Annotated in this window: 26 protein-coding genes; 10 read left to right on the forward strand and 16 right to left on the reverse strand. The window is 56.0% G+C overall.

Annotation, left to right across the window (positions count from 1 at the left end):
* Positions 1-382: 382 nt before the first annotated feature.
* From ACXAC3_RS19185 to ACXAC3_RS19210, 6 genes are all read right to left on the reverse strand, one after another.
* The gene (locus ACXAC3_RS19185) at positions 383-583 is read right to left on the reverse strand and encodes a hypothetical protein (protein WP_475163825.1); all 201 of its coding nucleotides are present in this window, start codon (positions 581-583) and stop codon (positions 383-385) included.
* A 631-nt stretch (positions 584-1,214) separates the two neighbouring features.
* Positions 1,215-1,817 (reverse strand): class I SAM-dependent DNA methyltransferase, encoded by a 603-nt coding sequence (locus tag ACXAC3_RS19190; RefSeq protein WP_475163827.1) that lies wholly within the window; start codon positions 1,815-1,817, stop codon positions 1,215-1,217.
* Positions 1,818-2,063: 246 nt separating this feature from the next.
* Positions 2,064-2,600, reverse strand: a complete 537-nt coding sequence (locus ACXAC3_RS19195; RefSeq protein WP_475163828.1) for a hypothetical protein — start codon at positions 2,598-2,600, stop codon at positions 2,064-2,066.
* A gap of 176 nt (positions 2,601-2,776) precedes the next feature.
* Positions 2,777-4,642: a ParB/RepB/Spo0J family partition protein gene (locus ACXAC3_RS19200; RefSeq protein WP_475163831.1), complete on the reverse strand. Its 1,866-nt coding sequence runs from the start codon at positions 4,640-4,642 to the stop codon at positions 2,777-2,779.
* 218 nt (positions 4,643-4,860) lie between these two features.
* Positions 4,861-5,283, reverse strand: a complete 423-nt coding sequence (locus ACXAC3_RS19205; RefSeq protein ID WP_475163832.1) for a DUF3768 domain-containing protein — start codon at positions 5,281-5,283, stop codon at positions 4,861-4,863.
* A 509-nt stretch (positions 5,284-5,792) separates the two neighbouring features.
* On the reverse strand, positions 5,793-6,044 hold the full coding sequence (locus ACXAC3_RS19210; RefSeq protein ID WP_475163835.1) for a WGR domain-containing protein: 252 nt from the start codon (positions 6,042-6,044) through the stop codon (positions 5,793-5,795).
* 251 nt (positions 6,045-6,295) lie between these two features.
* Between ACXAC3_RS19210 and ACXAC3_RS19215 the strand changes: the two genes are divergently transcribed.
* Together ACXAC3_RS19215 and ACXAC3_RS19220 are read left to right on the forward strand one after the other, a co-directional pair.
* The gene (locus tag ACXAC3_RS19215) at positions 6,296-6,688 is read left to right on the forward strand and encodes a GFA family protein (RefSeq protein ID WP_475163837.1); all 393 of its coding nucleotides are present in this window, start codon (positions 6,296-6,298) and stop codon (positions 6,686-6,688) included.
* 129 nt (positions 6,689-6,817) lie between these two features.
* The gene (locus ACXAC3_RS19220; protein ID WP_475163972.1) at positions 6,818-7,093 is read left to right on the forward strand and encodes an SH3 domain-containing protein; all 276 of its coding nucleotides are present in this window, start codon (positions 6,818-6,820) and stop codon (positions 7,091-7,093) included.
* 496 nt (positions 7,094-7,589) lie between these two features.
* Here the strand turns inward: ACXAC3_RS19220 and ACXAC3_RS19225 are convergent, their stop codons facing one another.
* Positions 7,590-8,495: a LysR family transcriptional regulator gene (locus ACXAC3_RS19225; protein WP_475163839.1), complete on the reverse strand. Its 906-nt coding sequence runs from the start codon at positions 8,493-8,495 to the stop codon at positions 7,590-7,592.
* A 186-nt stretch (positions 8,496-8,681) separates the two neighbouring features.
* Between ACXAC3_RS19225 and ACXAC3_RS19230 the strand changes: the two genes are divergently transcribed.
* From ACXAC3_RS19230 to ACXAC3_RS19255, 6 genes are all read left to right on the forward strand, one after another.
* Positions 8,682-9,938 (forward strand): MFS transporter, encoded by a 1,257-nt coding sequence (locus ACXAC3_RS19230; RefSeq protein WP_475163840.1) that lies wholly within the window; start codon positions 8,682-8,684, stop codon positions 9,936-9,938.
* A 157-nt stretch (positions 9,939-10,095) separates the two neighbouring features.
* Positions 10,096-10,737, forward strand: coding sequence for a class I SAM-dependent methyltransferase (locus tag ACXAC3_RS19235; protein WP_475163842.1), 642 nt, complete (start codon positions 10,096-10,098; stop codon positions 10,735-10,737).
* A 34-nt stretch (positions 10,738-10,771) separates the two neighbouring features.
* Positions 10,772-11,428, forward strand: coding sequence for a DUF2306 domain-containing protein (locus ACXAC3_RS19240; protein WP_475163844.1), 657 nt, complete (start codon positions 10,772-10,774; stop codon positions 11,426-11,428).
* Positions 11,429-11,647: 219 nt separating this feature from the next.
* Positions 11,648-12,304 (forward strand): methyltransferase domain-containing protein, encoded by a 657-nt coding sequence (locus ACXAC3_RS19245; RefSeq protein ID WP_475163845.1) that lies wholly within the window; start codon positions 11,648-11,650, stop codon positions 12,302-12,304.
* Positions 12,305-12,352: 48 nt separating this feature from the next.
* Positions 12,353-12,724 (forward strand): VOC family protein, encoded by a 372-nt coding sequence (locus tag ACXAC3_RS19250; protein ID WP_475163846.1) that lies wholly within the window; start codon positions 12,353-12,355, stop codon positions 12,722-12,724.
* A gap of 73 nt (positions 12,725-12,797) precedes the next feature.
* Positions 12,798-13,271 carry a GNAT family N-acetyltransferase gene (locus ACXAC3_RS19255; RefSeq protein ID WP_475163973.1) on the forward strand — a complete coding sequence of 158 codons (474 nt, stop codon included), beginning with the start codon at positions 12,798-12,800 and terminating at the stop codon, positions 13,269-13,271.
* 184 nt (positions 13,272-13,455) lie between these two features.
* On the opposite strand, the gene ACXAC3_RS19260 is transcribed toward ACXAC3_RS19255, so the two are convergent.
* The 4 genes from ACXAC3_RS19260 to ACXAC3_RS19275 form a co-directional block, all read right to left on the reverse strand.
* A complete protein-coding gene (locus ACXAC3_RS19260) occupies positions 13,456-14,811 on the reverse strand; it encodes an adenylate/guanylate cyclase domain-containing protein (RefSeq protein WP_475163976.1) in 1,356 nt (451 codons plus the stop codon).
* A gap of 214 nt (positions 14,812-15,025) precedes the next feature.
* Positions 15,026-17,284 (reverse strand): xanthine dehydrogenase family protein molybdopterin-binding subunit, encoded by a 2,259-nt coding sequence (locus ACXAC3_RS19265; protein ID WP_475163847.1) that lies wholly within the window; start codon positions 17,282-17,284, stop codon positions 15,026-15,028.
* Positions 17,285-17,288: 4 nt separating this feature from the next.
* Positions 17,289-17,753, reverse strand: a complete 465-nt coding sequence (locus ACXAC3_RS19270; RefSeq protein ID WP_475163849.1) for a (2Fe-2S)-binding protein — start codon at positions 17,751-17,753, stop codon at positions 17,289-17,291.
* Positions 17,750-18,739 carry an SDR family NAD(P)-dependent oxidoreductase gene (locus ACXAC3_RS19275; RefSeq protein ID WP_475163851.1) on the reverse strand — a complete coding sequence of 330 codons (990 nt, stop codon included), beginning with the start codon at positions 18,737-18,739 and terminating at the stop codon, positions 17,750-17,752. Before ACXAC3_RS19275 ends, ACXAC3_RS19270 begins: the two co-directional genes overlap by 4 nt.
* A gap of 107 nt (positions 18,740-18,846) precedes the next feature.
* On the opposite strand from ACXAC3_RS19275, the gene ACXAC3_RS19280 reads away from it, so the two are divergent.
* Positions 18,847-19,503: a TetR/AcrR family transcriptional regulator gene (locus ACXAC3_RS19280; protein WP_475163854.1), complete on the forward strand. Its 657-nt coding sequence runs from the start codon at positions 18,847-18,849 to the stop codon at positions 19,501-19,503.
* Complete coding sequence (locus ACXAC3_RS19285; protein ID WP_475163855.1) at positions 19,470-19,583, forward strand: DUF4044 domain-containing protein; 114 nt, start codon at positions 19,470-19,472, stop codon at positions 19,581-19,583. Before ACXAC3_RS19280 ends, ACXAC3_RS19285 begins: the two co-directional genes overlap by 34 nt.
* A gap of 380 nt (positions 19,584-19,963) precedes the next feature.
* Here ACXAC3_RS19285 and ACXAC3_RS19290 read toward each other — a convergent pair whose 3' ends face one another.
* From ACXAC3_RS19290 to ACXAC3_RS19310, 5 genes are all read right to left on the reverse strand, one after another.
* A complete protein-coding gene (locus tag ACXAC3_RS19290) occupies positions 19,964-20,953 on the reverse strand; it encodes a HupE/UreJ family protein (RefSeq protein ID WP_475163857.1) in 990 nt (329 codons plus the stop codon).
* Positions 20,950-21,780, reverse strand: a complete 831-nt coding sequence (locus ACXAC3_RS19295; RefSeq protein WP_475163859.1) for a peptidylprolyl isomerase — start codon at positions 21,778-21,780, stop codon at positions 20,950-20,952. Before ACXAC3_RS19295 ends, ACXAC3_RS19290 begins: the two co-directional genes overlap by 4 nt.
* A gap of 142 nt (positions 21,781-21,922) precedes the next feature.
* A complete protein-coding gene (locus ACXAC3_RS19300) occupies positions 21,923-23,845 on the reverse strand; it encodes a DUF3604 domain-containing protein (RefSeq protein WP_475163861.1) in 1,923 nt (640 codons plus the stop codon).
* A gap of 282 nt (positions 23,846-24,127) precedes the next feature.
* Positions 24,128-25,198, reverse strand: a complete 1,071-nt coding sequence (locus tag ACXAC3_RS19305; RefSeq protein ID WP_475163862.1) for a hypothetical protein — start codon at positions 25,196-25,198, stop codon at positions 24,128-24,130.
* A 650-nt stretch (positions 25,199-25,848) separates the two neighbouring features.
* A complete protein-coding gene (locus tag ACXAC3_RS19310; RefSeq protein WP_475163864.1) occupies positions 25,849-26,406 on the reverse strand; it encodes a dihydrofolate reductase family protein in 558 nt (185 codons plus the stop codon).
* Positions 26,407-26,546: the final 140 nt, after the last annotated feature.

Raw genomic sequence — 26,546 nt, forward strand, 5'->3', positions numbered from 1 at the left:
CCGTATTTTCTCAAATTGCTCCCGGAACAGTTTTGCTCTTGGAGGCAATCTCCACGCCGGGAAAAGGGTCCCGCCCCTTTTCCAGCCAGCAGGCGTGGGTGCCGGTGGACCGGCGCAGGGCAATCATGTTTTGCATGAGCTGCCCGAACAGCGCCCGTCACATTCCGGCACGTTCAAGGTCAGTATGGCATTTTCCGCGCGCCTCAGCGCGCTCAATGTTCCGCCGCTTTCGCGGCGGGTGTGGCAGGGTTGTCTGCTGCCGCATTGGGGCAGGTCGACACCCCTGCCCGGTCTTAGAACCGCGCGCCATCTGTGGCGCATATGTGGTCCGGCCTGCGGCCGGAGCAGAAGAAAGGGCGGCTTGCGCCGCCCTGCCCTCCTGTCATTCGGTGACGGGATCGTCATCGATCCGCTTCGGGAAAGCCACCATCTCGACGCCGGGAAACATGCTGTGCTTGACCTGGATCGAGGTGATATTGCCACCCTCATCGGTATGGACGAAGAGCACCCCGCATCGGTCCCAGAATGTCTTGCCTTCTTTTTCACCGGTCTTGACGTTCAGTTTCAGAGTTTGAGTTGCCATTGTTTGATCCTCGCTATGGCGTGTTTCGATGAACATGGCTGAAGCTGGCTCAAAGGGGATGTCAGCAGGTAATTTGGCCCGCGCGGAATGCGCCGCAGGCGCAGGGGAAATTCCCTGTTGAAGCGCGGCGCCCGGTCCGGGCACCGCGCGTCTTTCCCGACTGCCCGCTTATGTTCATCCCTTCAGAAACACGGGCCAGTGAGGATCTTCTCCGGCAACGGGTTTGAAACTGTCAGGCCAAATGAAAGGCAAGGCATTCTAGGATCGCTGCACGCGAGGCATCTGAACGAAGCGATCAGACAAGTGACGGCAAAATCACCTCGGTCCATCACAGGCGCAATGCGCAATTCGGAGTGCGAGTGGCCTTTCCGGATCGGTATGACCTCCATGGCATAGAAGGTAGGATCACCTGAGGCAAAAGTTGCGCTTTCCAACAGGCGGAGGCCAAAGACCGGACGGTCCGGCCCTGGACCGCGCTTGCGCGGATCAGGTGATCAGTCGGACTCAATTTGGCGAGGTGGAATCTGACCAAATAACCGCCGCTAAATCTCTAAGTTGAACTTTGCTGCCCGAGCCATACCAAAGGTCAGGTAGTTGGGCGCAATGGTTGTTCACTCATCCAAACATAAGATCAGACTGTATTTCGAATCCCCGCTCCAATCAGAACAGGCATGACTTGCTCATCAGATTTGAACTCGAATATCCGTTCGACGCGAAGTGAACCAAGCCTTGCCGCCTCCAACGCGGCCTTCATTTGATTCAGCGTCAATCCGAAACCGCCATCATCTGACGCTTGCCAATCCCACTGAACGAAATGCCCGCCTTTGTTGAGCAAACCCGCCAGCACTGCCACAGCTCCACTGTAATCTGGGAGAAAGGCGCAAACGGAAGACGCGCAGATCAAATCGAAACCTGAAAACCCATTCTCTACTTCCGGAACATCTCCAGCCAGAATATCTCCATGAACTGCTCTAACATTGTGCAGCTGCTTTTCCTGCAGGACCGCAATCATATTCTCCGAAGTATCAACCGCGACAACTTCTTCCACATGCGATGCAATCTGCTCCGTCAGCAATCCGGTGCCACATCCAAAGTCGAGCACGCGTTTTGATCGCCAATCCTTCCCACGGAAACTCAAGTGGTCGTCGAGCGAGGCAAAAGCGCGACGCGCATAGCGTCTGACGTCGCCATTGTCATCCCAACCATCGGCATAGTCGTTCCAGTCATCAGTCATGTTGCTTGCGTTTCCTTGTGGGTTTGCATCGACCCCAACACATCTGCGCTGACGCAGACGCATCGATACGAACGCGCGACATTGGCTAGGTTGGCGACAACAGTCAACATGGGATTGGAACGGCATATGGAGGGAATAGAGGCGACCTCGGCAAGCCTCTGCCGACGATCTTGCACACAAGAAAGAGGCCCACCGAAGCGGGCCACAAGTTTAACCGAAGGAAAGTCTTGAGGTATGAATCTCAGGCTAACGCTTGCGCGCGCGATCGACAACACCGTCGGCTGTGATCGTGGCAATCCGGTCCTCGGTGCGCCGGGTCATTTCCACCCCGTCACCTGTCATATGCGCCTCGGCAAATTCGATGAACTTGAAGATGCTGCCATCGGCCTCAACATGCGTTTCATCCTCTGCCGAGCGGCGTTTCACCGACCCGTCATGCCGGATTTCGATGATGGTGTTGTCCGCCATTCGAACTGTCACGGTTTGCTCATCCACGGCCACACCTTGCCACCAGATATCCGCATCGCGGCGCACAACAATACGGTTTGGGTGTAGCTTGATCTGTACGTCCTGCGCGGCTTCCGGATCAGCCGCTTTGACAACAACAATGGCCTCTTGCGCGCTGGGGTCGCTATGAATCGACGCACTCCCGTTCTTTGGCGGCCAAAGCTTCGGCTGTTCGCGCGGCTTGCCTTTCTGATCCGTATGAAACCCGACAAACATCTGCGCGGATTTCCAAACGCGGCGGGCGGCTTTTTCGAGCTTGTTCGATGCGGTGTCCATGGGTCTATCTAAATCCGTTTCTGCGAAGTTCTTGCCTTTGAAAATGTGCTAGGCGACCGGCCTTTGATGGATAGTCTCGACGGGTTGTTCGCGCAATGCCACTTTGAGTTTTCATCACTGAGGCTGACACAGCCAGAGATTGATAGGCAGGGCGCTATGCGCCCTGCCCTGCTGGTTCAGAAGCACTCAGGCACCCATGCGTCGATCCGGGCTTTCTGGTCGGTGGTCACGCCCAATGCCTGCTGGTGTTCAGGGTCGTTGAACAGCTTGTGCAGCGCCTCGTTCTTCGCGCCTTTCTTGGATTTCGCGAAGGCTTTGAACATGTCGGTGTCACCATGCAGGTCCAGCAGGTCCTTGTAGAGATCATCCAGCTGCCAGCCCTTCAGGCGTTTGAAGCAATTCTCAGCCGAAGGCGTCCAGATCGCACGGATGTCAGCCCCGATCTCAGTCTCTATCTCCGCCATGAACTGCGGGCGTTGGGTCAGGAACCGCCGGGCCAGAAAAGCTGTGATCTCTCCATTGCGGGTCTTCTTGCCCAGATCGCGAAACGCTTTGAACGCCTCCACGCTGCCTTGTGCGGCCATCTCCTGGAACTGGTCATAGGCTGCCTCTGCCGCCGCATCCTGTTCCCCGCCAAGGCGGGGGTCGAGGATGAACTGGTCATCGACCTCGGGCGTATTCCGTTCAGCGCCACCATAGCCAAACCCAAACAGGTTGCAGGTCAGACCGGAGGCCGGGGTGGCATAGAAGGCAAACAGGCTCAACAGATAGTCAGGCTTGTCCAGCAGGGCCGTTTGCACTGCTGCCAGCCGGATCGCCACCATGTCGTCGATGAACTTCTGTGAATAGGCCGGCTTTGGTGTCTCCTTAATCTCGGGCTCTTTGACCGGAGCCAGAACACCGGCCTCGATGGCGGCCTGCACATGTTCCGCCGCGACATAGGCCGAGGATGTTTTGATGGCGCCATTGTTGCCGACATAGACAAACACGCCGGACAGCTTGCGTTGCTCGTCAGAATAAAACGGCGCGGCATAGTTCTCGAGCGCTGCAAGCTCCTTTTCACCCGCCGCGTCCAGAGCCTCAGCCTCATAGAGTTCGGCAAGTTCGTCATACCGCTCGGCCTGTTCTTCGGTGAACTCCCGGCTCACCATCTCAAGACGGTGCATGCCATCGGTCCCCGAGAACCCATAGGGAATGTAGCTTTCATCATGGGTGTCCACCCAGTCCCAGCCTTCCGCTTCACGCAGCTTTGCTGCTTCCGACGTCAGTTTCTCGGCAAACAGACGATCCAGTATCTCTCCTTCGTTGAACAGGGTTTCATCGGCAAAGAGATCGGCGGTGACGGTGCCGCCCGCTTTGACATAAGCTTCCTGTCCCACAAACACTGCCTTTCGATTGGTGCTGTTGACCGCTTCGGACGTGAGGGCCTGTTTGACATCGTGCTCACTGAACCACCGACAGTCTTTGGCCCGTTCCAGAACTTCCAGGATTTTCTCTTCCTCGGTGCTGACGGTCATGGCCTTGGCCAGTCCCATGCTGATCTCACCGGCTTTGAGCGCGTCCAGAACGGCGGCGGGCAGACTGGCAAGCGCGAGGCGGCGGCGCACATGGGCTTCGGTCACGCCAAACGCATTGCTGATCTTGGCAACAGACAGGGATTTTGCAGCCATTTTCCCATAGGCGCGGACCTCGTCCACCGGGTCCAGTTCCTCACGCGCGGTGTTTTCTGCATTGGCCCATTGCTCAGCCACAAACGGGTTGTCGGTGATCTTCACGGGAACCTGAACCAGATCAGCGCGTTCGGTCACGGCGATATTCAAAGCCCGCAGACGACGGCCACCGGCAACGATAGCAACCTTTCCATCCGCATCACGCAACCCGCTCAGGTTCTGGATCAGGCCGCACATGACCAGACTGTCGGCGAGCAGGGCGATGCCCTCTTCGGCAACATCCTGTCGTGGGTTCAAGTCGGACAGGTAGAGATCGGACAGCGGGATGGTTTCGATGGTTTCCGGTGCGGTGAATGTTTCAAGTTTGCTCATGGGGCAAATCCTTGTTTCAGAGTTTGAGATCGTGGTAAGGGTGCCCTACCCCTTCCGGGGTAGAGCGGAGCCGTTTAGATGGCTGCGTGTTGGATCAGGAAGCGGCGCGCGATGTGGAAATTGTCGCCCTTCCTGATTAGCGCCCACGCTTCTGCGATACGTTGCTGCAAGATTTCATTGCTCATGGTGTTCACCTCCTTTCTGGTTGGCAATTGAGATCAGTATTCGCTGGGGCACATGATGGTCAGGACGCGGCGCGTCACTGCCGGATCAAACGGGCAGTCAGACCCGTATGTGTAATCCGCGTCATAGAGATCGATCTTCCAGAACAGCTTCTGGTCACGGACCGTCACCGTTCCAAAAGCGTGATCGCCAAAGGGGTCATTGCCCTCGTCAAACTGGTCATCCGACGCAACCGCCACCAATGCCGCGGTCTGAAATTCCGACCCCTCACCCGACACGCCGGGCGTGACAAAAACCTGACCCTGAATGCCTTTGGACTGCATCTCAATGGCCGCAGTCGGATCGATCAGAGCTTTCCGAAACAGGTCATTCTGGGCTGCAATCTCTGCCGCCTGAAGGCTCGTGTCATTCTCGATGTCTTTTGTCGTCTCAAGGTTCAAAACCGTCTTTCCTTTCATGGTGCGCCCTCTGGGGTTGATCCCCGTTTGGTGCTGGTTTTGAGCAAAGCCCTGAAAGGGCGTCGTCTCTAAAACCTGCCCCGTGGCGAACGCGGAGAGGGGCGAGACAGGACAAATCGACAAGAGTGGTGCGGCCCGCAGCGCAGGCGCGCGAGGACACGGTCTTGTCTATTTGTCTTGTCCGAGGGGGGAGGCTGCGCCTTCCCCCTGACGTCGGGTGGCGTTTGGCTTGTCCAAATCCCGCCTGACCCACAAAAGAAGCCAAAGGATCTTCGATCCTGCGGGAGCGCAAAAGGGATCGTCACCCGAACGGGCAGATCACCACGGCATGAACCGACCATGACCCAAAGCCCCTGCCCCGGCTCGCAAAAGACGGTTCAGGGGCTATTGCGTCAGGGAGATCATGCTGGGGTGTTCTGGGTGGAAGCCGGCATGCCGGCTGGAACCTAGAGCCCGGTCACGAGACGACAGGCTCGGGATTTGCAACAGAAACTGATTGCAACCTGAAGTCACTCACCGACCGGAACATACCCTCGCCGGCGTTTTTGCTTTTCGAGATTTTGGAGCGCTTCATTGGCCTGGGCTTCGTCATCATACGTCACCATCATGGCTTGCCCGTTTGTTCCAATACGTCCCCAGGTACGAAGGACGGAAACGTCCCCAAATAGCGTCGGCTGCAACTCGATGCCATAGAACCGCGCCATGTTGACGTCTGGGTCAACATGGATCAGGTGGACAGGTGTGGTGTCTGTCAGCTCCATGTTCCGATTGTCGGTCAATTCAGACCGTCTGTCCAATGACATTGCTGGATCAATCAATTGGCAAGGATTCGGAACCGTGATGAAAACATTCGACAACTCAATCTGTCTGATGCTTGCCTCGTACCCATCCAGGTACAGGGGCTCATATTGGCACCATTCCACATTCCGCTGCTGGAACCGTTGTGACCACTGCCCAGAGTAGGTACGGTTTTCTCATAACTTGCAAAACGAAATAGAAGGATGAAAGGAACGTGGCTGAGATCTTGGAAGGCGGGTGCTTTTGCGGTGAAGTCCGATACCAGGTTACCGGCGAAGCGGTGATGCAACTCATGTGTTTTTGCAGAGATTGCCTATCGATGACCGGTACAGATGGCTACGCCGGGTATATGGTAAAGTCGGGAAATCTGCAGCTACTGAAAGGCAAACCACGGACCTTTGAAAAGACCTCAAAGGAAGGTCGACCTGTTATCAAGCATTTCTGCGGTACCTGCGGGTCAGGCTTGTGGGGTGTGACAGCCTTCGGATTAACGAGCATTGCAGCTGGGACATTGGATGAACCAAACAACTTCAGCCCAACGAACAAGGTTTTTGTGAAAGATGCACCCAACTGGGCCAGGATCCCCGAACATCTAGAAGAAATATAGCGTTTGAAGCTTTGGTATCACCTACATTTCTGTCTTGGAGTTGTTCCTCTTGGTGATCCGAGTTGCTACGATTGTCGTTGAGGCAATAAGCAGGACATCGCGATGCGCAATGCAATCTTTTTACCCCTAATGGCTTTGTTCCTGGGGGTCGTCGTGGACGTTAAACCGGCGGCGGCCGCGTCACTCGGAACATATGAGGTTTTTGGCGTCGAAGACGGTGACATGCTAAAAATGCGCAGTGGGCCTGGAACAGGGTTCAATGTGATCGTTGGTCTTCCAAATGGAACCGCACTACGAGTTCACAGCTGCGAGCAGACCGGTGGCACCCGTTGGTGCCGCGTCTCTTTGGAGCGTGCGCGTAAACTAAAGGGGTATGTCTCTTGGGCATACTTGCGGAAAATCTAATACGACGATGATCAGCGCTGCCATCTTACAGTAATTATAGAATGCCGGCAGAAAAGGCGTAGCGAAGCTTTCTTGTTGCCGGTGATGGGATCAAGCGGGAATCCACGATCGGGTTTCCGGACCACAAGAGACATTCGCCGGGTCACCTCACGCTGCGATGCGGCTTCACCGAAGCAGACATTGACCCTCAAGTTCAGCATTTCAGGTTTGGAAATGGTATGGTCGTGGACAAGCCTGCCTCTTGCTCGTGTGTCGCAAAAACCGGATTGGACCCGAGCACCTGCAGCGCGCAGCTCCCCGCAACTCAACAGATTAGCCGGAGCGGTCGTTCAGCTTGGCATATCGCGACGATCCGGAAATTGCGTTCGCTGCGGTCGGGCTGGGCGAGCTAAATGCAGGACCTTTTTACCATTCGGCTTTCACACTTGACCGGCTGGATTCTTCTCGGTCCCGTCTCACCGGGTTTGGGACCTCAGATTGCACCTCTCGGGGGATATCACCGGCTTATTCCGGGGGCCTCGCCCAATCCTCGGGCAAGCAGGTCGAACACGATCCTGATCCGCGGGCTGGTTTGCAGTTCTCGGTGAGTCACCAACCAGATCGGAAACTCCAGCGACGGGAAGTTCTCAAGAACTTTCTCAACACCCGCCTCGGCCTCTCCCAAGATTTCAGGTTGCATCGAAACACCATAGCCGGCCTTCATAAGTTCCCAGGCCACTATGCCATTCTCGGACGACATCACGAAGCTCTCGGCGCGAACCGGGATTCCCATATTGTGCAAAGGAGCCATGAGACGAACTGGGTCCGCATTTCCCACGAATAGATGATCAGCTACATCGCGTGGTGTGTTTGGCCGGCCCGCCTGGTCGAGATACTTGCTTGACGCGTACAGGCTCGCGCGGAAGTCCCCGACATGGCGCGCGATCAGGTCTGGCTGTTCAGGGCGGGCGTGCCGGATGGCGATATCGGCCTCACGCTGCATCAGGTTTTGTAAATCGTTCGAGGCTACGATGCGCACCCGGATGCCTGGCGCGCTCTCGCGCAACGGCCTGAGCAATTCCGGCAAGTGCATGGCAGACAAAAGGTCTGTCGCCGTGATCTTGACTTCGCCCGTCACCTCCTGCGACTGGCGGTCGGCGGTCATCGAGATCAGCGTTGCCGCGTCACCCATCATGCGCACATGGTCCAAAAGGTCGTGGCCGGCCTGTGTGAGCGTCTGACCCTTCACACTGCGTTCGACGAGCGTGACCCCCAGCGAGACCTCAAGCGCTGCAATTTGCCGCCCGATTGTAGGTTGGGTTGAATTCAGCGCCCGCGCCGCGCCGCTATACGACCCTTCCTCGGCCGTCGCCAGAAACGCCCGCACCTGGTTCCAATCGAAGGACATTGCCTGCCAGTTCATGCGTAGGCGTATAGCAGTTGCACGAATTTCGGCAATCGATCCTTTATTCGTGCATGGCGATATCTCTCCCCGAAACGAACCATCGCGACGTCGATCCCTAAACCAGACCAGCGATGGAATGCGGTTGTGCAATGGCACCGCAATGTGCTTCGGCGCGGGCCTAGCGAGCGAAAACTGGAGAAGATGATGCTTAGGAAGGTCGATCAACCCACCCTCGTGATCTGTCTGATCGCCATGCTGAACGCGATGGGTCTTGGTCTCATCATACCGGTCATGCCCGAATTGCTGTCGGGATTCGGGGACGGCTCGATGGCGAACGCGGCGGCCGTGGGCGGCTATCTGTCCTTGGTCTTCGCCGCGATGCAGTTCGTCTTCAGCCCGATCCTTGGCGCACTTTCCGACCGGTACGGCCGCCGTCCTGTCCTAATCGGGTCACTCGCGCTCGCCGCCGCCGATTACCTCCTGATGGCACTGGCGCCGCACCTCTGGATGATCTTCGTCGGCCGAATGCTCTCAGGCGCCAGTTCCGCCACCTTCTCGGTCGCGAACGCCTATCTCGCCGACCGCTCGTCCGGGCAAGACCGCAGCAAGGTCTTCGGGATCGTTGGGGCAGCCGCGGGTATCGGTTTTGTAACGGGTCCGTTCGTCGGTGGGTTGCTGGGCGCATTGGGTCCGCGAGCACCGTTCTTCGCTGCCTCGGCCCTGTCCTTCGTGGCACTGGTAGGTACGTTGATCGTCGTGAAAGAGTCACTGTCCCCGGATAATCGGCGTCCGATCTCGTGGCGAATTGTCAATCCGCTCTCACCTCTGCTGCGGCGCGTAGCAGGAACATCGACACTTCTTTTCGCCGTTTTCTTCCTCGACGCGTTGGCCGGCTTCGTCTTCCCGGCGGTCTGGGCCTATTTCGGAGCCGTTCGGTTTGGCTGGGACAGCACGATGATCGGCACGTCCTTCGGGGTGATGGGGGCTTGTTTTGCCCTGTCTCAGGCGGTCGTACTGGGTCCTGTTACGCGCCGGATTGGCAATCTCAACGCCGCCAGGCTCGCGGTCTTCGCTGGCACGATTGGGTTTCTCGCGCTGGTCTGGCTGCAATCCGGTTGGCTCGCCCTAGCCCTGTTGCCGATATTCGCCTTCCGGTCGCTCGCGGGCACGGCCATCATCGGCGAGAGTTCGATGCATGTCGACCAGGCACATCGGGGCGAATTGCAGGGCACGTTCTCTAGCCTCATGGCACTCGCTTCCATGGTCTCTTACCCGGTCATGACGCAGCTCTTCGCTGTCCAGCTTTCCGGCGCCCCGGCTGAGACTTGGCGTTCCGGGGCGCCGTTCCTGCTTGCCGCGTCCCTTTCGGCGCTGGCCCTGGTGCTATTGGTGCTTGGTGTTTTGAAACGAAAGCGTTCACCGAACCCAGCCGGCGCACTGGCCGTCGCGGTCCGAAGATAGCCGAAGCCCTGGGCGATCTCGGCCAGGGCTCATACGACCCAACACCCCTCCGCCGCCTTACAGCCCATGCATGGGCGTATAGCAGGTGGACGCATTTGGGCAATCGAATGTCTGTCGCTGTTTGGCGATATCACCTGAGCAACAAGAAAGGCACATCATGCGAACCACAGTTGACACCCAGCCCGCACAATCGTTCTGGGACAAGATCGCCCCGAAATACGCCGCCAAGCCCGTCGCTGATCCGTCAGCATACGAGGCTAAGCTGACACGGCTGCGCGCCCTTCTGCGCACCACCGACCATGTTCTGGAAATCGGCTGCGGCACCGACAGCACGGCGCTCCACCTCGCACCCAGTGTCACCCATTACACCGCAACAGACGTGTCAAGCGGCATGATCGAGATCGCAAACGCCAAGCTCAAGGCCGATGCCCCGGCGAATGTGGCGTTTTGCCAGGCAGAAGCAGGCGACCTGGGCGAGGGTCATCCTTTCGAGGCCATCTTCGCTTTCAGCCTGCTGCATCTCGTCGAGGACGTGCCGCAGGTCATCGACCGGGCCTATGATCACCTCAAGCCGGGCGGACTGTTCGTCTCAAAGACGGTGTGCTTGAAGGAAGCGTCAATGCCGATCCGCTTTTTGGTCCGTGTACTCACGGCGCTGAAGATCGCCCCTCAGGTTAAGGTTCTGAGCCGGGCCGCTCTCGTTCGGCACATGAAGCGCGCGGGCTTTGAGATCGAGCACATCACCTACTTCGGCAAAAAGCGCATGAACCCATTCATCGTGGCGCGCAAGCCCGCCTGAAGCAAACCGAGACGTTTCCCCGAAAGTACGAACCATGCAGTTTATCAGCCGTCGAGAATGGGCGTTCCTTGTCCTCGTGTTCTTCTACTCCTTCATCCCGGCTGTGATCGGGCTGATCCGGATTCCGGAGCTTCTTGGTGGCCCGATGATCGTACCGCCAAACCCGCGTGCGGTGATCGATCCCCTGCCGATCACCCTGCACATCCTCGGTAGTTCGGTGTTCTGCCTATTGGGGGCCGTTCAGTTTCTGCCAAATCTGAGGGCCTATCGCCCGGCCCTGCACCGGACTCTCGGGCGAGTGGTGGCGGCAGCAGGATGCGTCAGCGCGCTCACAGGGCTCTGGATGACCGTGTCGTACGCATTTCCGGAAGCCCTACAGGGACCACTACTTTATGGGGCAAGAGTCACGCTCAGCCTTTCGATGGCCGCCCTCATCTGCTGGGCCATCGTTGCGATCCGGTCGCGAGATGTCACCGGACACCGCGCCGCAATGATCCGCGCCTATGCCATCGGCCAAGGAGCCTCGACGCAGACCGCGCTCTTTTTGGTCGCGATGGCCGTCTTTGACACCGAGCCGTTGGGGCTTTCCCGTGATCTCCTGATGGTCGGGGCTTGGGTGATCAACCTCTCGGTTGCGGAACTCATAATCCGCCGCGCCATTGCTGCGCGCGCATCCGGTGTCGTGATCTGATCCCGCCCTGATGTCTGCAAACTCCCGAAATGAAGAAAGAAGACACTGAAATGAGACGGCTCGCCCCCCCACTTACATGGAAGACGCCTACCACCTCGTCATCGAGCCCGCGGCCATTGCTGAGGTTCTTTGAACGACATGGATGTGGCCCGATGAGCAATGCGCCGTCGCGTACGCGGGCGATCACCCTTTGTGTTGTGCAAGACTAGGACCAACCCAATGTTTGCGCAGATGCCCATTCGCGATGGTGTCGATCGATACGACCGGCTTGCACCGCATTATGACAAACTTCATCACCGCTGGCTGCGTCATGCAGGCGGCGAGGCGCAGGCCGCCTTGGAAGGTTTGGTGCGCGCGCTTGCCACGCCAGGTTCGAAGTTTTTGGATGCTGGCTGCGGCACCGGCAATCTGGCACGTGCATTGATCGGCGAGGGCATGTCGCCAGCCCTGATGACTTTACTTGATCCCTCTGCAGCCATGCTTGGGCGCTGCGCTGACATTCCTGTCCCAAAGATAAATGGACGATTGGAGTCGTTGCCGTTCGAGGACGGCGAATTTGATCTCGTCACTTGCGTTTGGGCATTGGAAACCGTCCCCGATCCTTTTCTTGCTCTGAATGAACTTTGCAGGGTCGTTCGACCCGGCGGCGCACTCTGTCTCGCGTTTTGCGCGGATGCGCCTGCTCGTGGATTGGCCGACCGTTTGATGCGCCAGGCGCTTTTGTATCGCGGAACCGGACGCTTCTTGTCTCGCTCACGATTGATGCAAGCAATTGAGAACTTCGAAGACTTTGAGGTGCGTGCAATTCCGAGCCACGGTCCGGCCTCGACCTTGCTTGCAAGGCGGTCTGGCTCAGCACCACAGGCGTCTTGGTAGCCGAGCGTCGAGTTGAAAATAACAACGACCGCAACATGGAGAACAAGCATGATCGGATATGTTACCCTCGGAACAAACAACTTCGAGGCAGCGCTGAAATTCTACGACGCCTTGTTTTCAAGCGTGAGCGCAAAGCGCCTTTGGAAACACGACAAGATGGCCGCATGGGGCCACTCAAGGGCCGAGCCTGCGTTATGCCTTGCTTGTCCATTCAATGAGGAACCGCCAAGCGTTGAAAATGGAACGATGATCGCTCTGAAGATGACTGACAAAATGAGTGTAGATGCGATGCACGCCAAGTGCCTCAAACTTGGCGGGTCAGATGAGGGACGTCCCGGCCCACGCGGAGGCCATGGTTTCTACGGGGGGTATCTCCGGGATCTAGATGGCAACAAATTGAATGCGTATATCCCAGCGTGACTGTAAGCAAAGAACTGGCTTGGAAGACGCGGTCCGCGAACGAAGAGCGACGAAAACATCGAAAGACGCCACAATGAAATCTGAAATAGAATTTGTGCGATTGTCGGAAGTCGACCCGGCCAAGATATTGGCTCACATGTCCGACCCGCGTGTGGCGGAGCATATGCCGCTTTTGAGAATGGCCTGGGATGCCTCGACCGTGGCGCGGTTTGTCGCCAAGAAGGAAGAATGCTGGGTACGTGACGGACTTGGACACTGGGCATTTTTGTCCGATGACCGATATGTCGGCTGGGGTGGCTTTCAAAAAGAAGGCGCCGAGTGGGACTTTGGACTGGTCTTGCGGCCTGACACGTTTGGCCTCGGACCGCGCATCTCGCGGAAGGCGATCGATTTTGCGATTTCCGATGAACGCATCCCGTATGTGACCTTCCTCTTGCCACCCTCTCGAACGCATTTGCGGGCACTCGAAAGACTTGGTGCGCGGCAGGTCGGCGAAGTCGATTATGATGGCGCGACCTTCCTCAAATTTCGACTTATGACCGACTGACAGAATTGCCCAATATGCGGCTAGCCGACTACTTCAGAGTGCGCCGTAGCTCGCGGCCCACAGTCGTCATCCATCGATTGGTTTGGTTGCTGCGGATGCAGCCCGCTTAGCGGTCATTCGCGGCGCTGCCAAAACATTAGTTAGCTCTGACTCATAGTCTGCCGCGGGTCCAGGTTTTTCCGACCTAGTGTTTACAAAACAGTTCAATGCTGCCGCTAATACCTCTGATTGTCTGGTTCGGAAACGCTGTGGTGTCGCGCAGCAATGCGTGGTCAACTCCGGACTCAGCAATGACCTGCTGGCGAACGGCATCCGTAAACAGAATCTGTGCCTCTAATTCCCGGGTCTTGGCCTCGACGCGACTGGCGATGTTGACGGTTTCGCCAACAACTGCAAATTCGAGTTGTTCGGCTGTTCCAATGTCACCGAGCATACAAATACCGTAGTGAACACCAATTCCGATTTTGATTTCCTCATCGCCCCGCGCAATCCGAGCGTGGTTCCACTTCCGGATTGACTCGACCATGGCACAGGCGCAGGCCAGAGCATTTGTCGCGTCTTTTGGTGATGTGGTCGGCGTTCCGAATGTCGCCATCAAACCGTCTCCAAGCAGCTTGTCCAACGTTCCGCGGTAGTTAAATATCTCAGTCGCCATATGCCTGTGGAAAGCGCGTAAAAGATCTAGGGTTTCAGCAGGGTCTTTTCTGTTGGCATAGGTCGTGAAACCAACGATGTCGACAAAGAGTACCGCAACATTCTGTTGCCTGCTTTCCTTGAAAGGTTCGTCGTTCTTAGACAGCTCTTCGACGATGCTCGGCGAGAAATAGCGCGACAGATTGATGCGTTCACGTTCCACAGATGTGTGCGTGAGCAATAGATCACTATACCGCCTGACCGTGATTGACAGGATGAATGTAACAAGGGAAAAGACGACAATTTCCTGCAACCGCATATCCGGCCGCAATGAGCCCGGATCAATGGCGCTTAGAACGTAGGGATAATCGACAAGAGCATACTGGACGAGCGCCGCACTGGGATGGTCTGCAGACAGAAGCCAGACGAGAAAGGCGCCGCCCGCCCAAATCATCGCCGCCAGACCCGCATAGGCGCGCAAGGACCGCCAGGAATAGGCGAGCGTGCCCAAAGCCAGAAAGATGAACAAAGTCGTGTGACCACCGAACCGATACTGCAGCTCGACCGGGATATCCGGATTTATCAGCGGGTTGGGAACGACAATCAGCCACGTCAGCAGCACCAGTTCGGCGGCCATCAATGATAGTTCCCGCAGTTTCCGATCTGGGCCAATAAACTTCAGTTGCGCCAGGCCGATCAGGGCGAATGCGACACCAAATGCCATCCAGTAAACGACCTCGGGACGGGGGTAGAGAACTGGCATCAGAACGAGCATGACTCCGATTGCGATGAACCTTGCGCGCACGGCGAGGTGTTTGCCGCGCTGCACATGCGCGTCGAGCGCGGCTTGTGTCGTTGATGTGAGAGAGGGCTGCGACCTTCCATGCCGCAGTACGTCCGATGTCATTAGTGCCAATGCAAAATCCTTCGGCGATGCACAGCTACGTGTTTTCGATGACTAGTCTTTGGTAGGTCATTGATATCTCTGAACGCGACAAACGAGCCGGCGCTTATTGAACTGACCCGCCTATGAACAGAGGCCGTTGGAAAAGCTTAGTTCAAGATCCTTGAATGCAATGAGTGGACCAACCATAACCCTATTCAGACCGTCAATCATGTATTTACGACAAACGAGCCTTGCTGGAGAACGAAACGTGTTTACCAAGCGGAAGCTCGCGGATGCGTTGCCCGGTCGCTGCAAAGATCGCATTGGCTAATGCGGCAGCTACGGGGGGTGTGCCGGGTTCGCCCGCGCCGCCGATCTGGTGGCCGCTGTTGATAATGTGCGTTTCGATCAACGGCGCAGCGGATATGCGCAGCGCCTCGTAGTCGTGGAAGTTGCTCTGTTCGGTTGCACCGTTGACAATCGTGATTTCGCCATACATCGCAGCGGTCAGACCATAGATGATGCCGGACTCGATCTGCGCCGTAACGCCGTCGGGTGTAACCGCAAGGCCAGGGTCAATGGCGGCGACGAAGCGGTCTACCGAAACTTCGCCATCCAAGGCAGATACCTCGACGACTTGCGCCACGATGGAACCGAAAGACTCTTTCAAGGCGATCCCTCGCGCGCGGCCCGCCCCCATCGGGCTACCCCACCCGACCTCCCGCGCTGCCTTCTTGAGCACTGCAAGGTGACGCGGGTTATCGGCCAGAAGCGCGGCGCGATAGGCAAACGGATCGGCCCCCGCGGCGGCGGCGCATTCGTCAATGAAGCTTTCTATGAAGAACCCGTGTTGCGATTCATCGACGCTCCGCCAGGCACCGGTCGGTACATGGCTAGGGCTGCGAAGGTAGCCGATGTTTTGGGCGGGTACACTATACGGGATCAAGGCCGCTTCAGGGGGTTCTAGCTTTTCGACGTACGTGTTCTGCCACCCCAGCAAAGAGCCGTCATTCCCAAGTGCCGCGCGGAACCTGCTGGTGGCTGCCGGTCTGTAGAAATCCTGGCGGACGTCTTCTTCGCGTGACCAGATCAACTGGACAGGCTTGCCAACCGCTTGCGCGACACGAACGGTCTGCAATGCCCAATCGGCCCGCGACTTTCGCCCAAAACCGCCACCCATGAACTGGTTGTGCAGCGTGACATTTTCTTCGTCTAAATCGAGCGCCTCTGCCACCGCGCGCCGGAATCCAAGCGGGTTCTGGCAACCAATCCAGATATCGCATTGACCGTCCCTGACATGCGCAGTAGCGTTCATCGGCTCCATGCAGGTGTGCGCCAGGAAGGGAACGCGGTAATCCGCGCCTATCACCTGTTCCGCTTCTGCAAGAGTGGCATCGATATCACCGGTTTCACGATCGCTCTCTCGACCATCACCGTTCGAGATTGCCCTGTCTTGCTGGGCATAAATGCTCTCCATGTTGACGTCGTCGTTTCCTCGGTTGTCCCAATCAATGTCCAGAACGCCGAGCGCTTGTTTCGCGGTCCAGTAACTGTCGGCGACCACCGCGACGGATTCGCCTGTTTCGGGATACCCGCCAATCCTTGCGTCATTTTCGCTTGGCGGCAGTCTGATGACATCTATAACGCCGTCCATGGCACGCGCTGCTTTGTCGTCAATCTGGGCGATACGTCCGCCAAAGACGGGCGACCTCTGAGTTGTCGCGTAGACCATATCGGGCAAGCGGACATCCAGCGCGAATTTGGCGGTGCCGTCGATCTTGGAGGGGATGTCGCGACGCGGAACCGAGCGGCCGATGATCTTGAAATCCTTGGGGTCCTTTAGCTCTGGCGTATAGGACGGCGTCATCTCTGCCGCGGCTGCTGCGAATTTCGAATAGGGCTCGCTCCGCGCACTTGCGCGGTGGTGGAGCATACTGTTTTCGGTCTCAATCTCCGAAACCGGAACACCCCATGCATCAGCCGCGGCGCGCTTAAGCATCTCTTTCGTCGCCGCACCGGCCACGCGCATGCCAAATTGACCGGTGGCCCGAATACTCAGGCTGCCGCCGGTGATCTGCATGTTCATGGAATTCGCCACGCGCATCATAACGCCGTCAAAGCTTGGCACCACAAAAGCCGGCAGGTCGATCCCACTCAGAATAAGGCCGCGGCCCAGTGTATATGTGCTGTATTCCGCCAAAGCAGGCGCTTCTTCAAAGTGAACGCGCTCCCAGTTGGCATCTAGTTCTTCGGCCAGCATTTGTGCCAATGCGGTATGCGCGCCCTGGCCCATTTCGCCATGCGGAACAATGGCGGTGACGACGTTGTCCTTGTCGATCTTGACGAAGGTATGCACCAATGTTTCGCCATCGCCTGCCACAATATCCTGTAGGTCATCTGCGAGGTTTCCCGGCCGCACAGCGAAACCAACCAGAATACCCCCGCCCGCAACGACACCTGCGGAAATGAAAGCACGTCGGGTCCACTTTTTCATTGTCTTATCCCTCCTGAGTAGCGGCGGATTTGATGGCTGCGCGGATGCGCCCATACATGCCGCACCGGCAGATGTTGCCCTCCATCGCGTCATTGATGTCGGCATCGGTGGGATTTGGATTGTCCTGAAGAAGGGCCGCGGCGGACATCAGTTGACCGGACTGGCAGTAGCCGCATTGCGGCACCTGATGCTCGATCCACGCCTCTTGCAGCGGGTGCAGAGTATCTTCGGTCGGCGCCAGCCCCTCGATGGTGAGGATCTCTGCACCCTCAGCCACGTCCACGGGGGTGACGCAGGACCGCGTGGCAACCCCGTCGATCATGACCGTGCAGGCCCCGCATTGCGCGATACCACAGCCAAACTTGGTGCCCGTCAGTTCCAATTGTTCGCGGATTACCCAGAGAAGTGGTTTTGCGGGGTCGACGTCCAGGGTGTGTCGAACGCCGTTTACGGTCAGTGTTGTCGTCACTTTGACGGTCCTCCAGTTTTTCGAGCCGGTGTGGCTTGGGTTTGAAAGGGTTGCGTGACCTCATCGCACAAGTCGTACAGCCGCTTGGCATCTTCCATGTTTTCAGCGGCCTTCGCGGGTTGGGTCACTTGGCAGTCGGCGTAGTAGGCGCCGTTTTCCAGGTCGGTGCCCGGTATGACTGCGCAGAGCGTTTGGGTACGCGCGCCTTCATCAGGCGTTACAATGCGCTGTCCACGTCCGGTCAGCATTGCCCCCAAGTACCTGACCATCAACCATTTCGACATGTGCCGCGACAGATTGGTGCGTACAACGCCGGGATGGACAGCACAGGTCTTTACGTGCGGATGCTCGATGGCGAACTGTTTGGCCAACAGGATAGCACCCAGTTTCGACTGTTGATAGCGGCGCCAGCTGTTGTAGGTGTCGGGATCCACGACCTTGACTGCATCAATATCGATACGCGGTGCTCTTGCAGGGTCATGGTTGCCGGGTGGATCGCCAATCAAAGAATGCCCACTGGACGACAACCAAACCTGCCGTTCGGTCCGATCCACCAGCAAACGGGCGAGCAGATGATGTCCGATGACGTTGGTGCCGAACTGGATTTCAAAGCCGTCCCCGGTTCTGCCCGGCGGCGTGTTCATGATGCCGGCATTGTTGATGAGGCAGTCGATCCGATTGTAGCGTGAGCGAAGGCTGCGGGCGAAAGTCGCAACCGATGCCAGATCAGCAAGATCGACGACCTCTTCTGCATCCACCAAAGCGCTCGGCCACGCCTCCTCAACTTCAACTGCAATACTTGTTTGGCTCTCCTTGTTCCGACCGGCCACAACGACGGTTGCTCCCGTGGCGGCCAGCGCCTTGCTGGTGGCTGCCCCAAGACCCGAATACCCGCCCGTAACTACAAAGACCTTGCCAGCAAGGTCTAGGCCCGCGGCAGCTTCGGTCGCAGTGGCGGGCAGCGTTTGCTTCGGCGAGGGTTTCATCGAGTACCTCTTGATCAGATATCAGAATCAAAATTCTGATTATGTTTTGACATGAAGGGCTGACTGTGTCAACAAACCGAATATGAATTCTGGTTCGGGAGACTTAAGTGACCAAAGACCGGTGGATATCCGAACTGCACTGGCGCCGCGACAGCAAACAGACCCGAAGCGAGAAGACTCAGGCGGCACTCTTGGATGCGGCTGAAGAACTGATCGTTGAAAAGGGAGTGGACGGCGCTTCGGTTACCGAGATTGCGAAACGCGCCGGCGCTTCTGTTGGGGCCGTCTATCACCATTTTAAAGACAAGACGGCACTTCGCAACGCCGTTTTTCATCGGATGACATCGCAAATTGCCGACATGAACAAACAGGCTGCGGACCCGGCCCGCTGGGAAGACGCAAGCGTACGCGAGATGATTGAGGCGTTTATCACTTTTCGGCTGCATCAAACTAAAGCAGGCGGCATGTCAAAACGTGCCACCGCCCTGGTGATGGCGGACGATCCTGATCTTAAAGCACATATGGCCGAGATCAAAAGCGAAGGAAATTTGCGTCTCTTACAACTCCTCCTTTCACGGAGAGAAGAAATCACACACCCTGATCCTGAATTCGCAGCCGCGTTTGTGATTGATCAACTGAGCGCCATGTTCTACGCCCGGACTGACCCCTACCAAAAAGCCTCGGCCTTGGCAGAATGCAGTGATGATGTGTTCAAGGCCGAAGCGCTCAGGTGGGCGACAGTTGTTCTCGGTTTGAAAGAATAACTGCCATAGTGGCTTGGCTCATGTCACCGACACCGGCCAAGATAGAGATTGCACTGTCTTATGAGCAACCCTGGTGCTGAAGTCGTAAAATTCGTGGCAGCCGGTCCGTCTTCTCAGGCGCCTGATAGTTGAAATCGGAGGGGGCGTTGTTTCACCATCCCACCTGCAGGTGAACTTTGGCAAGGACGGCCCATACCTGCCTTTGGCCGATAGATAGTTATGATGCGGTGCGGCCCGCCGAACCAGCCATTCGCTGCACGTGCAAAAGTAGTGGCCAATCAAATTCACACTATGCGGACAAAACCCGCCTTTTGCTCACGCGGCTATTGCTGATGCAGCATCCGCTTGCAAGCGCCGCACTTTGATCATTGCGATTCAGCACAAGTCAGCAGTAATTGGACGGCGCTGAGAATGCCGGTCACCCAATCGGCAAACAAAAATGAGCGCCTCTGCCAATCAATCAAAAGCCGCTTATGCGTTCAATTAGCCAGTACATCGACACTGAACCGATGCCATATGCGGCAATCACTGTTGCACGTTGGCCGATCGGGCGTGCCATCAGCCGCCAGATTGCAGGGAACAGAGCCAATGCACCAATAAAACTCAATTGTCCGGCTTCAACGCCAAGGTTAAATGCAAGCAAAGCAGCTGGAATATCGTTCGCGGGCAGGCCAATGTCAGCCAAGGCTCCTGCGAAGCCAAGGCCATGCAATAGCCCAAATCCAAAACAAACGATCCAAGGCTTTTGATTTGATAGCCGGTTCCGACCTTCTTCACCCTTTACAATCTCCATGGCCAGAAAAACGATGGACAATGCGATGACGGCCTCGACCGGCGGGCCGGGAACACTCAAGATACCAAAAGTTGCCAGCGCCAGAGTGATGGAGTGCGCGAGTGTGAAGGCCGTCACAGCACCGACCAATCTCCAGGGCTCGCGGACCAGAATGAACAGCGCAAAAACGAACAGAAGGTGATCCCAGCCTTCCAGTATGTGCTCAAAACCCAATAGGGCATAAGCGGTAAAAACTGACCATGTCGTCTGCTCAGAAGGTATGGTTTGGTCGGCTGTCTCAGGCGTTAAACGCAGCGTGGTCGGCTCAGTCTCGAGAGGGTGTAGACGGACCAATACGTCATTCTTTTGAGCCTCTAGCCCGTCGATCGCGATCGGCCGCCCTGCGATATCCGTGTGGCACTCAACGACCCAAGATGAAACCCATGCTCGACCGTCGTAGATTGGAGAGGGGCCGCGCATGGGCGTACATCCTTCCGGCAACACAGCGTCAATCGCCATTGGCTGGCCATTCACATCAGGCTTTCGCCAGTGGACGCTCCAGGTATCAGAGGAGATTTGACGTACCTCCAGATATCCAGGATCAAGTGCGTGGGCATTGGCCTTGGCTGCGGGCCACGCGCAAAGCACAAAAACCAAAAGGCAGATCAGCCATCTCATTCGGCTGAACCTGAGAGATCGGGGCCTACGATCTCGTAATTTTGAACCAAGCTATCGTATTGCGCCTGGGCCAGATCTTCGCTCGCGGCGCGACGCCAGTCGCGCAAAACATCACTGTGAATTTCGGACAAGGGCGGTGTACGGCTAGGTTCAAATGCGTGCACTTTAACAAGATGCACACCGTAGCCCGACTGGACCGGTCCTTCCCAAGGACCTATTTCAACCTCTATGAGTCTTTTTGAAAAGCCAGTGCCAAAGACCGAGTCAATTACTCTGGTCGCGGTTAACGGCATTGAAGCAGGTAACAGTGTTGAAGCGCCAGAAACGAGAGGCTCTTGCCCTCCTCTCAGTGCCGACAGGGCTACCGCAATCTGTACCTCGCTTGGTGCTTCACCCAAAAATATCTGACTAAACGCCACCCTGTCAGGCGTTGCGTACCGTGCGGGGTTTTGATTGAGAAACGCCTCTAGCTCTTCGTCCTCCGGAACCACTGACGCGGCTATTGCTTCTGTCAGAAAGTCCATCTTCTGGCTTAACCGAGACCTGATCACGGTATCTCCGCGATCCAGGCCAAGTTTTCTTGCTTCTCTGACCAGAACCTCTTCACGAATTGACGCGTCGACCAAGGCTATTAGTTCGGCATCGCTTGGTCGACGGTTCCACCTGGCTTCAAACTGATCTGCCAAACGAGCGACGTCGTCCTCGTCTATCGTTATGACTTCCAAATTCTCGACCGTCTCGGTCGTCGGCGCAACAATATGGAACCAAATGAAAATAGCCGCCCCAATCAAAAAGAAATGGAACAGAGGTTCTTTCAATATTCCCATTGGAGCTCCTGCAAGACCCGAGCTTGAGCTCTCATTTCAATTGTTTTTGCAAAGGATCCCACGCCACGCAAGCTTCATGCCTAAGGTGAATACGCCAAGGGGCGTTAACCGTCTCGCTGTCTAAATCCATGTCTAAATCATGCTACTCCGCCGGGGTGTACCAAATCGGTGAGGAATACGCACGCTCCTGGTGAGTTAAAACTGCATCTTGGGGCAACTCTGCACCGAACCTCAGCTTGTCATAGAGAATCCAACGAGGAGTTGGGATTTCGATTGCCCGAACGTAATAAAACGCCCTTGCATTGGGGTCGAAATCCGGGTCGGACCAAACCTTCACCAACTCGGCGGTACCGATTGTGTTGGTCCAACTTGCTGTCTCCAAGTCTACGGTGTTTCCTACAGCTGGAAGCTTACCATTTTCGTCAGCCACGCGGTCATCTGACCACGCGACATCGTAAACTTTTTCTTGCAAGCTACCGTCCGAGTCGAGCCATCCCTTTACAACCTGAACGCGGTCAAGATTTGCACCAACCGGGTCGCGCAGGGCAGCTATCAGGAAGGACGGTGCCCCATCACCTTCGCGGGGGCGCAAATCCGACCCCATGGGAACACCTTTGGTATAGCCAACATCTGCAAGGAACCGGGTCTCTACGTCAGCATCGCTAAAGTCCCATCCGCCAAAGAATCTTAACCCGATCCGAGGTCCGGTTGTGGCGTAGGTTTCGCGCCGCTTGAATGCGTCGAAGATCGCCGCGCGAGTGTTCTCGGTCGCCCAAACAGCTGTATAACCTGACGCAACCAGAAGATCACCGGGTATTTCACCTAGATCGTTGGCGATGAATGGGTGATTGATACGAGAAGCCGATGGCTCAACGCTGACCGACTTGCCAAAGAAGTTGTCCTCTTCAGCCGTCGCTAACGATGTATGGCTGTCCGTAGCGCCACCCATGCCGAACTTGTAGGGATTAACGCCGAATTTCTCTTCCAACATCAAACCGCGCTTCAGCGCTTCTCGAGCGTATTCTCCGGCCAGCATATCTTCTGTCTTAAGTTCGGTGATATCGAGATTGCCGACGTCCCAGTTTTCATAGTCTGCAAATTCATCATCCGGGCTCAGGAATGGGTGCGCTTCTCCGTCGCCCTTTATCTGCGTAACTTCATAGTGCGGTTCCCATTTAGCGCGCGCAGCTACGTATTCTTCGTCTACCTTACCGCCGTGGTATGTGTCTTCGGTCGGAAACAGCCATCCATTTGACAAGTTTCCGTTATGGGCAAAGGCAACAGCACGCCCCCCGGTCTTTTCCTGATATTCTTCCAGCCAGGCATACAGCGATTTTGGGTCTGTGTCGCCGTAAGGCGGTTGCGTGACTGGGGGAACCATCTGGAGCGCTCTGATCGGCCCGTCCCGCAACATTACGTTCCGGTGAAGGTTGAATCCTTTCGGGACAGAGGTCCATTCGAACCCAATAAAAGCTGTAAAATTCCCGGGGTCGTTGTGCCGTTCGGCTGCGAGAACAATGTGTTCCCAGGTAAACGCAAAGGCGTCCGCACCAGGGCTGTAGGACTCAAGCAGGATTTCCGGCAAGGTCATTTGAGAGAAATTTGTAATGATATCAAAGGCGGTTTTCCCGGCCTCTTCACCGCCAGCTTTATACCCTTCGTACCACTCAAGACCTTTTGGGTCGGAAATAACGCCCGGCTTGCCTGCTTGCAGATCCGGAGCGAACCCCATCAGATCAGTGTGATCCGTCAAGACCATCCAGTCCAATGGTCGCCCCAGTCTGACGGGTTGGCCTGTCGAGGAGATGACCTGTTCACCCTTGGCAAAGCGCCAAGCATCGTCTGGCAGCAGCGTGTTTCCAAAAGCGCCCGCGTCCAGAGAAAGCCCTGTGTGAAGATGGGTATCACCCCATAACGGCCGCTCTGGGAAACTACGTTGTGCATAAGGGGAGTAGGGTTGTTTCAGGAACAAGCCTTCAGCGGCCTCTTCGCTTGGAACAGCGTCAGAGACAGCGGAAGCTGGCGACAGCACCAGCGCTAAGACAAAAGCGGAAACCCGGTACATATTGACCTCCCAAATCAACAACACGGTTCGAAACAGGGCTCTTGTTGGCCCGCTAATATTCGATTTTGTTTATATCATAAGGTGTCAATTTCAGTTAAATAATTTTCTCCCACGATGTTCATTGAGCCATCATAGGATGCAATTCCTTTCCACACGAGCTTTTCAGCGGCCAATTCCAGGCCTCGGCACAATCATGGCCGATGACTAATCGTATGGGCGAGAGGTCGCAAAACAAGGCCTGCCAATTGGAAAGTGCCCTTGCAAAACATGTTCAAACTCGACTTATTCGGGTGCGATTTCGTCCTGTAGAACCATGTTTAGAAAAAACTGCGTAGCGGGGTCCGTTTCTTCATGCACAACCAAGGCCTCAAACTTTTGGTGCAGCGCAGTTTCGCCCCAATTTCGGGTTGCAACAGCGATCTGCAGGATCAATTCTGGATCTCTATCCAGAACAACTGCAAAAATCCGTATGATCTCATCCTGAAACTGCGTTTGCGAGGAACCAGCTTCGGACAATGCCCGAACCAGAGCCTTCTTGTCATCCCGCGTCTTTCTGCGGTCCTTGAGCGCGAGACCAATTGCGTTGATCGCAAGTAGCCTGTCTGCCTCTATGCCAGCCAGCGCCCAGCCATGAGAATGCAAACCACCGGATCTCAAAGATTTGGCAAAGCGCGAGCGGACAATCGAACGCGCCTGTGGATCGGTTTGTAGTCCCAATAGCCGAATTGCAACGGGCCAGTAGGCCAAGCGGTTCAAGTCATTCAACTCTTCCATAATCTGGACGGTTGAAACCCTGCCGCCAACCGGGCGCAAAATTGCATAATCTACCCGTCCGATTTCCACCATGGCCATGTTGTGCAGAACTTGATCTCGGTGCCACAAATAGTCAAAAAAGAATGAAACGCGTGCAGCGTCGTTGGTCTCTCCTAAACGCCAAAGCCCACCATTGGCTTTAAGTTTTTCAAGAAACTCGCTTCTTTCTGAATTCATCACAAAGATGCGTCGCCAAGCCCGCGAAAAATTGCGCCCAGCCCTGTCGTTGAATTCTGGTCCATAGGTCAGCAGAACCGTTGTCGTTGGATCAGCCCGGAATGCCCGCCGTGTAACGCTGTCTATGAGAAATGGAATATTGGGCGCGTTACTAAGCTTTTCGTCGCTCCCCTTAAAGACGCGTCGAATCGAATACTGGAATGGATTTTCTGGTGCTGGACCTGCAAATACAACTACTTCTGCAGCCAGTATTTGATCAGAAATTGATGCCTCCGGCAGTTCAGCACAAACCACGCAAGCATGCACAGTAAGCGGTGCCGTAAACCCGAGTATACATATGAAAGCTGCAAAAGTCCTTCGCATCGTTGGCTCACAGACCCAAAATTCAATTCGTAAGCGTTACAGGAGCCTTATAAGTACCAAAAATACACCGCTTTGCGAAACCGCGTTGATACTTGAAGGTCTCTCTTCGATCCTAAGGCTTTGAACGACAGCCTGAAAATGAGAAGAACACTCAATGTACACGCTACCAATTCTTTACACCTTATGGCTTGAAGAATGAAGAAGGTAATGCGACGCACTCGTCGCTTATCGACCAGTTGCAAACTCGATTGAACGTCCACCGTGCCCGCGACCTGTGAATTGCCCAGCCCAGCTTCGCTGTGCCAAACATCTATGAACAGTTTGCCCGTCGTACAGCAGCGCCCGCAACTTCGCAAATGCAGCATCTTTCATGCGGCGAGCGCGCGCAGCGAAATATAGCAATGACCGCCTTGGGCTCAGATCAGACCTCTGAGCCAATGCAGCATCGAGCAAATCAACTGTCCTTTCTTACACACGGCGGCCCAAACCGGTCACTCAACTATAGTCTGGAATGCTGCAGTCGCAGCCTGCTTTCCGGACATTCGCTGTACCAACAAAATCGTCGGAACAGTGAACCAACCGTGTGCGGACAACTCAGCCGCAAAAATGGGTGAGCGAAAGACGGTCGTTGTGAAAGCAGACAACGACACCTAAGCGCGACGATAAATCGACATCGATACTCCGTTCTTCAGTGCTGCGGATCTAACCAACGTCACTTCTAGTTGCTTGTTATTGTTCTCGACCAGCCGTTTCCCGGACCCCAGAATTACAGGAAACGTCCAAAGGCGGTACTCATCAATGAGATCGTGCGCCAGAAGGGATTGGACAAGATCGGCGCTCCCGTGAACTTGAAGCAATGGACCCTCTTCTTCCTTTAGAGCAGCTATCTCAGACGCGATGTCGCCCGAAAGTTGTTTCGAGTTTGCCCATTCCAGCTTTGGCGTGCCTCTGGAAGCCACATACTTGCGGGCGGTATTCATCATGTCCGCAGCAGGGTCGCCTTGCACATTGGGCCAATGCGCCGCGAAGGCATCATAGGTCTTACGACCAAAGACGATGTCATAAGGCTGGGACATCGCTTCACGTCCGACGTGATTTATCGCCCCTGACCAGTATGGGGCGGCCCATCCACCATGTTGGAATCCGCCGGACGGGTCTTCGTCTGGCATCATCGGTGATTGAACGATACCATCGATGGACTGAAACATAAGAATTGCGAGCTCTCTCATAAGCTTCCTTTCAATGCGACTGACAGACCCGGTCCAGGGCTTTCCAGTGGGCGAATCGTATGTTACTAATTAGTAAAGTAACCGATAGGTAAATTACTTTGTCAACTGACCAACTGAGC

The sequence above is a fragment of the Ruegeria sp. ABV4_181 genome (assembly GCF_056158465.1).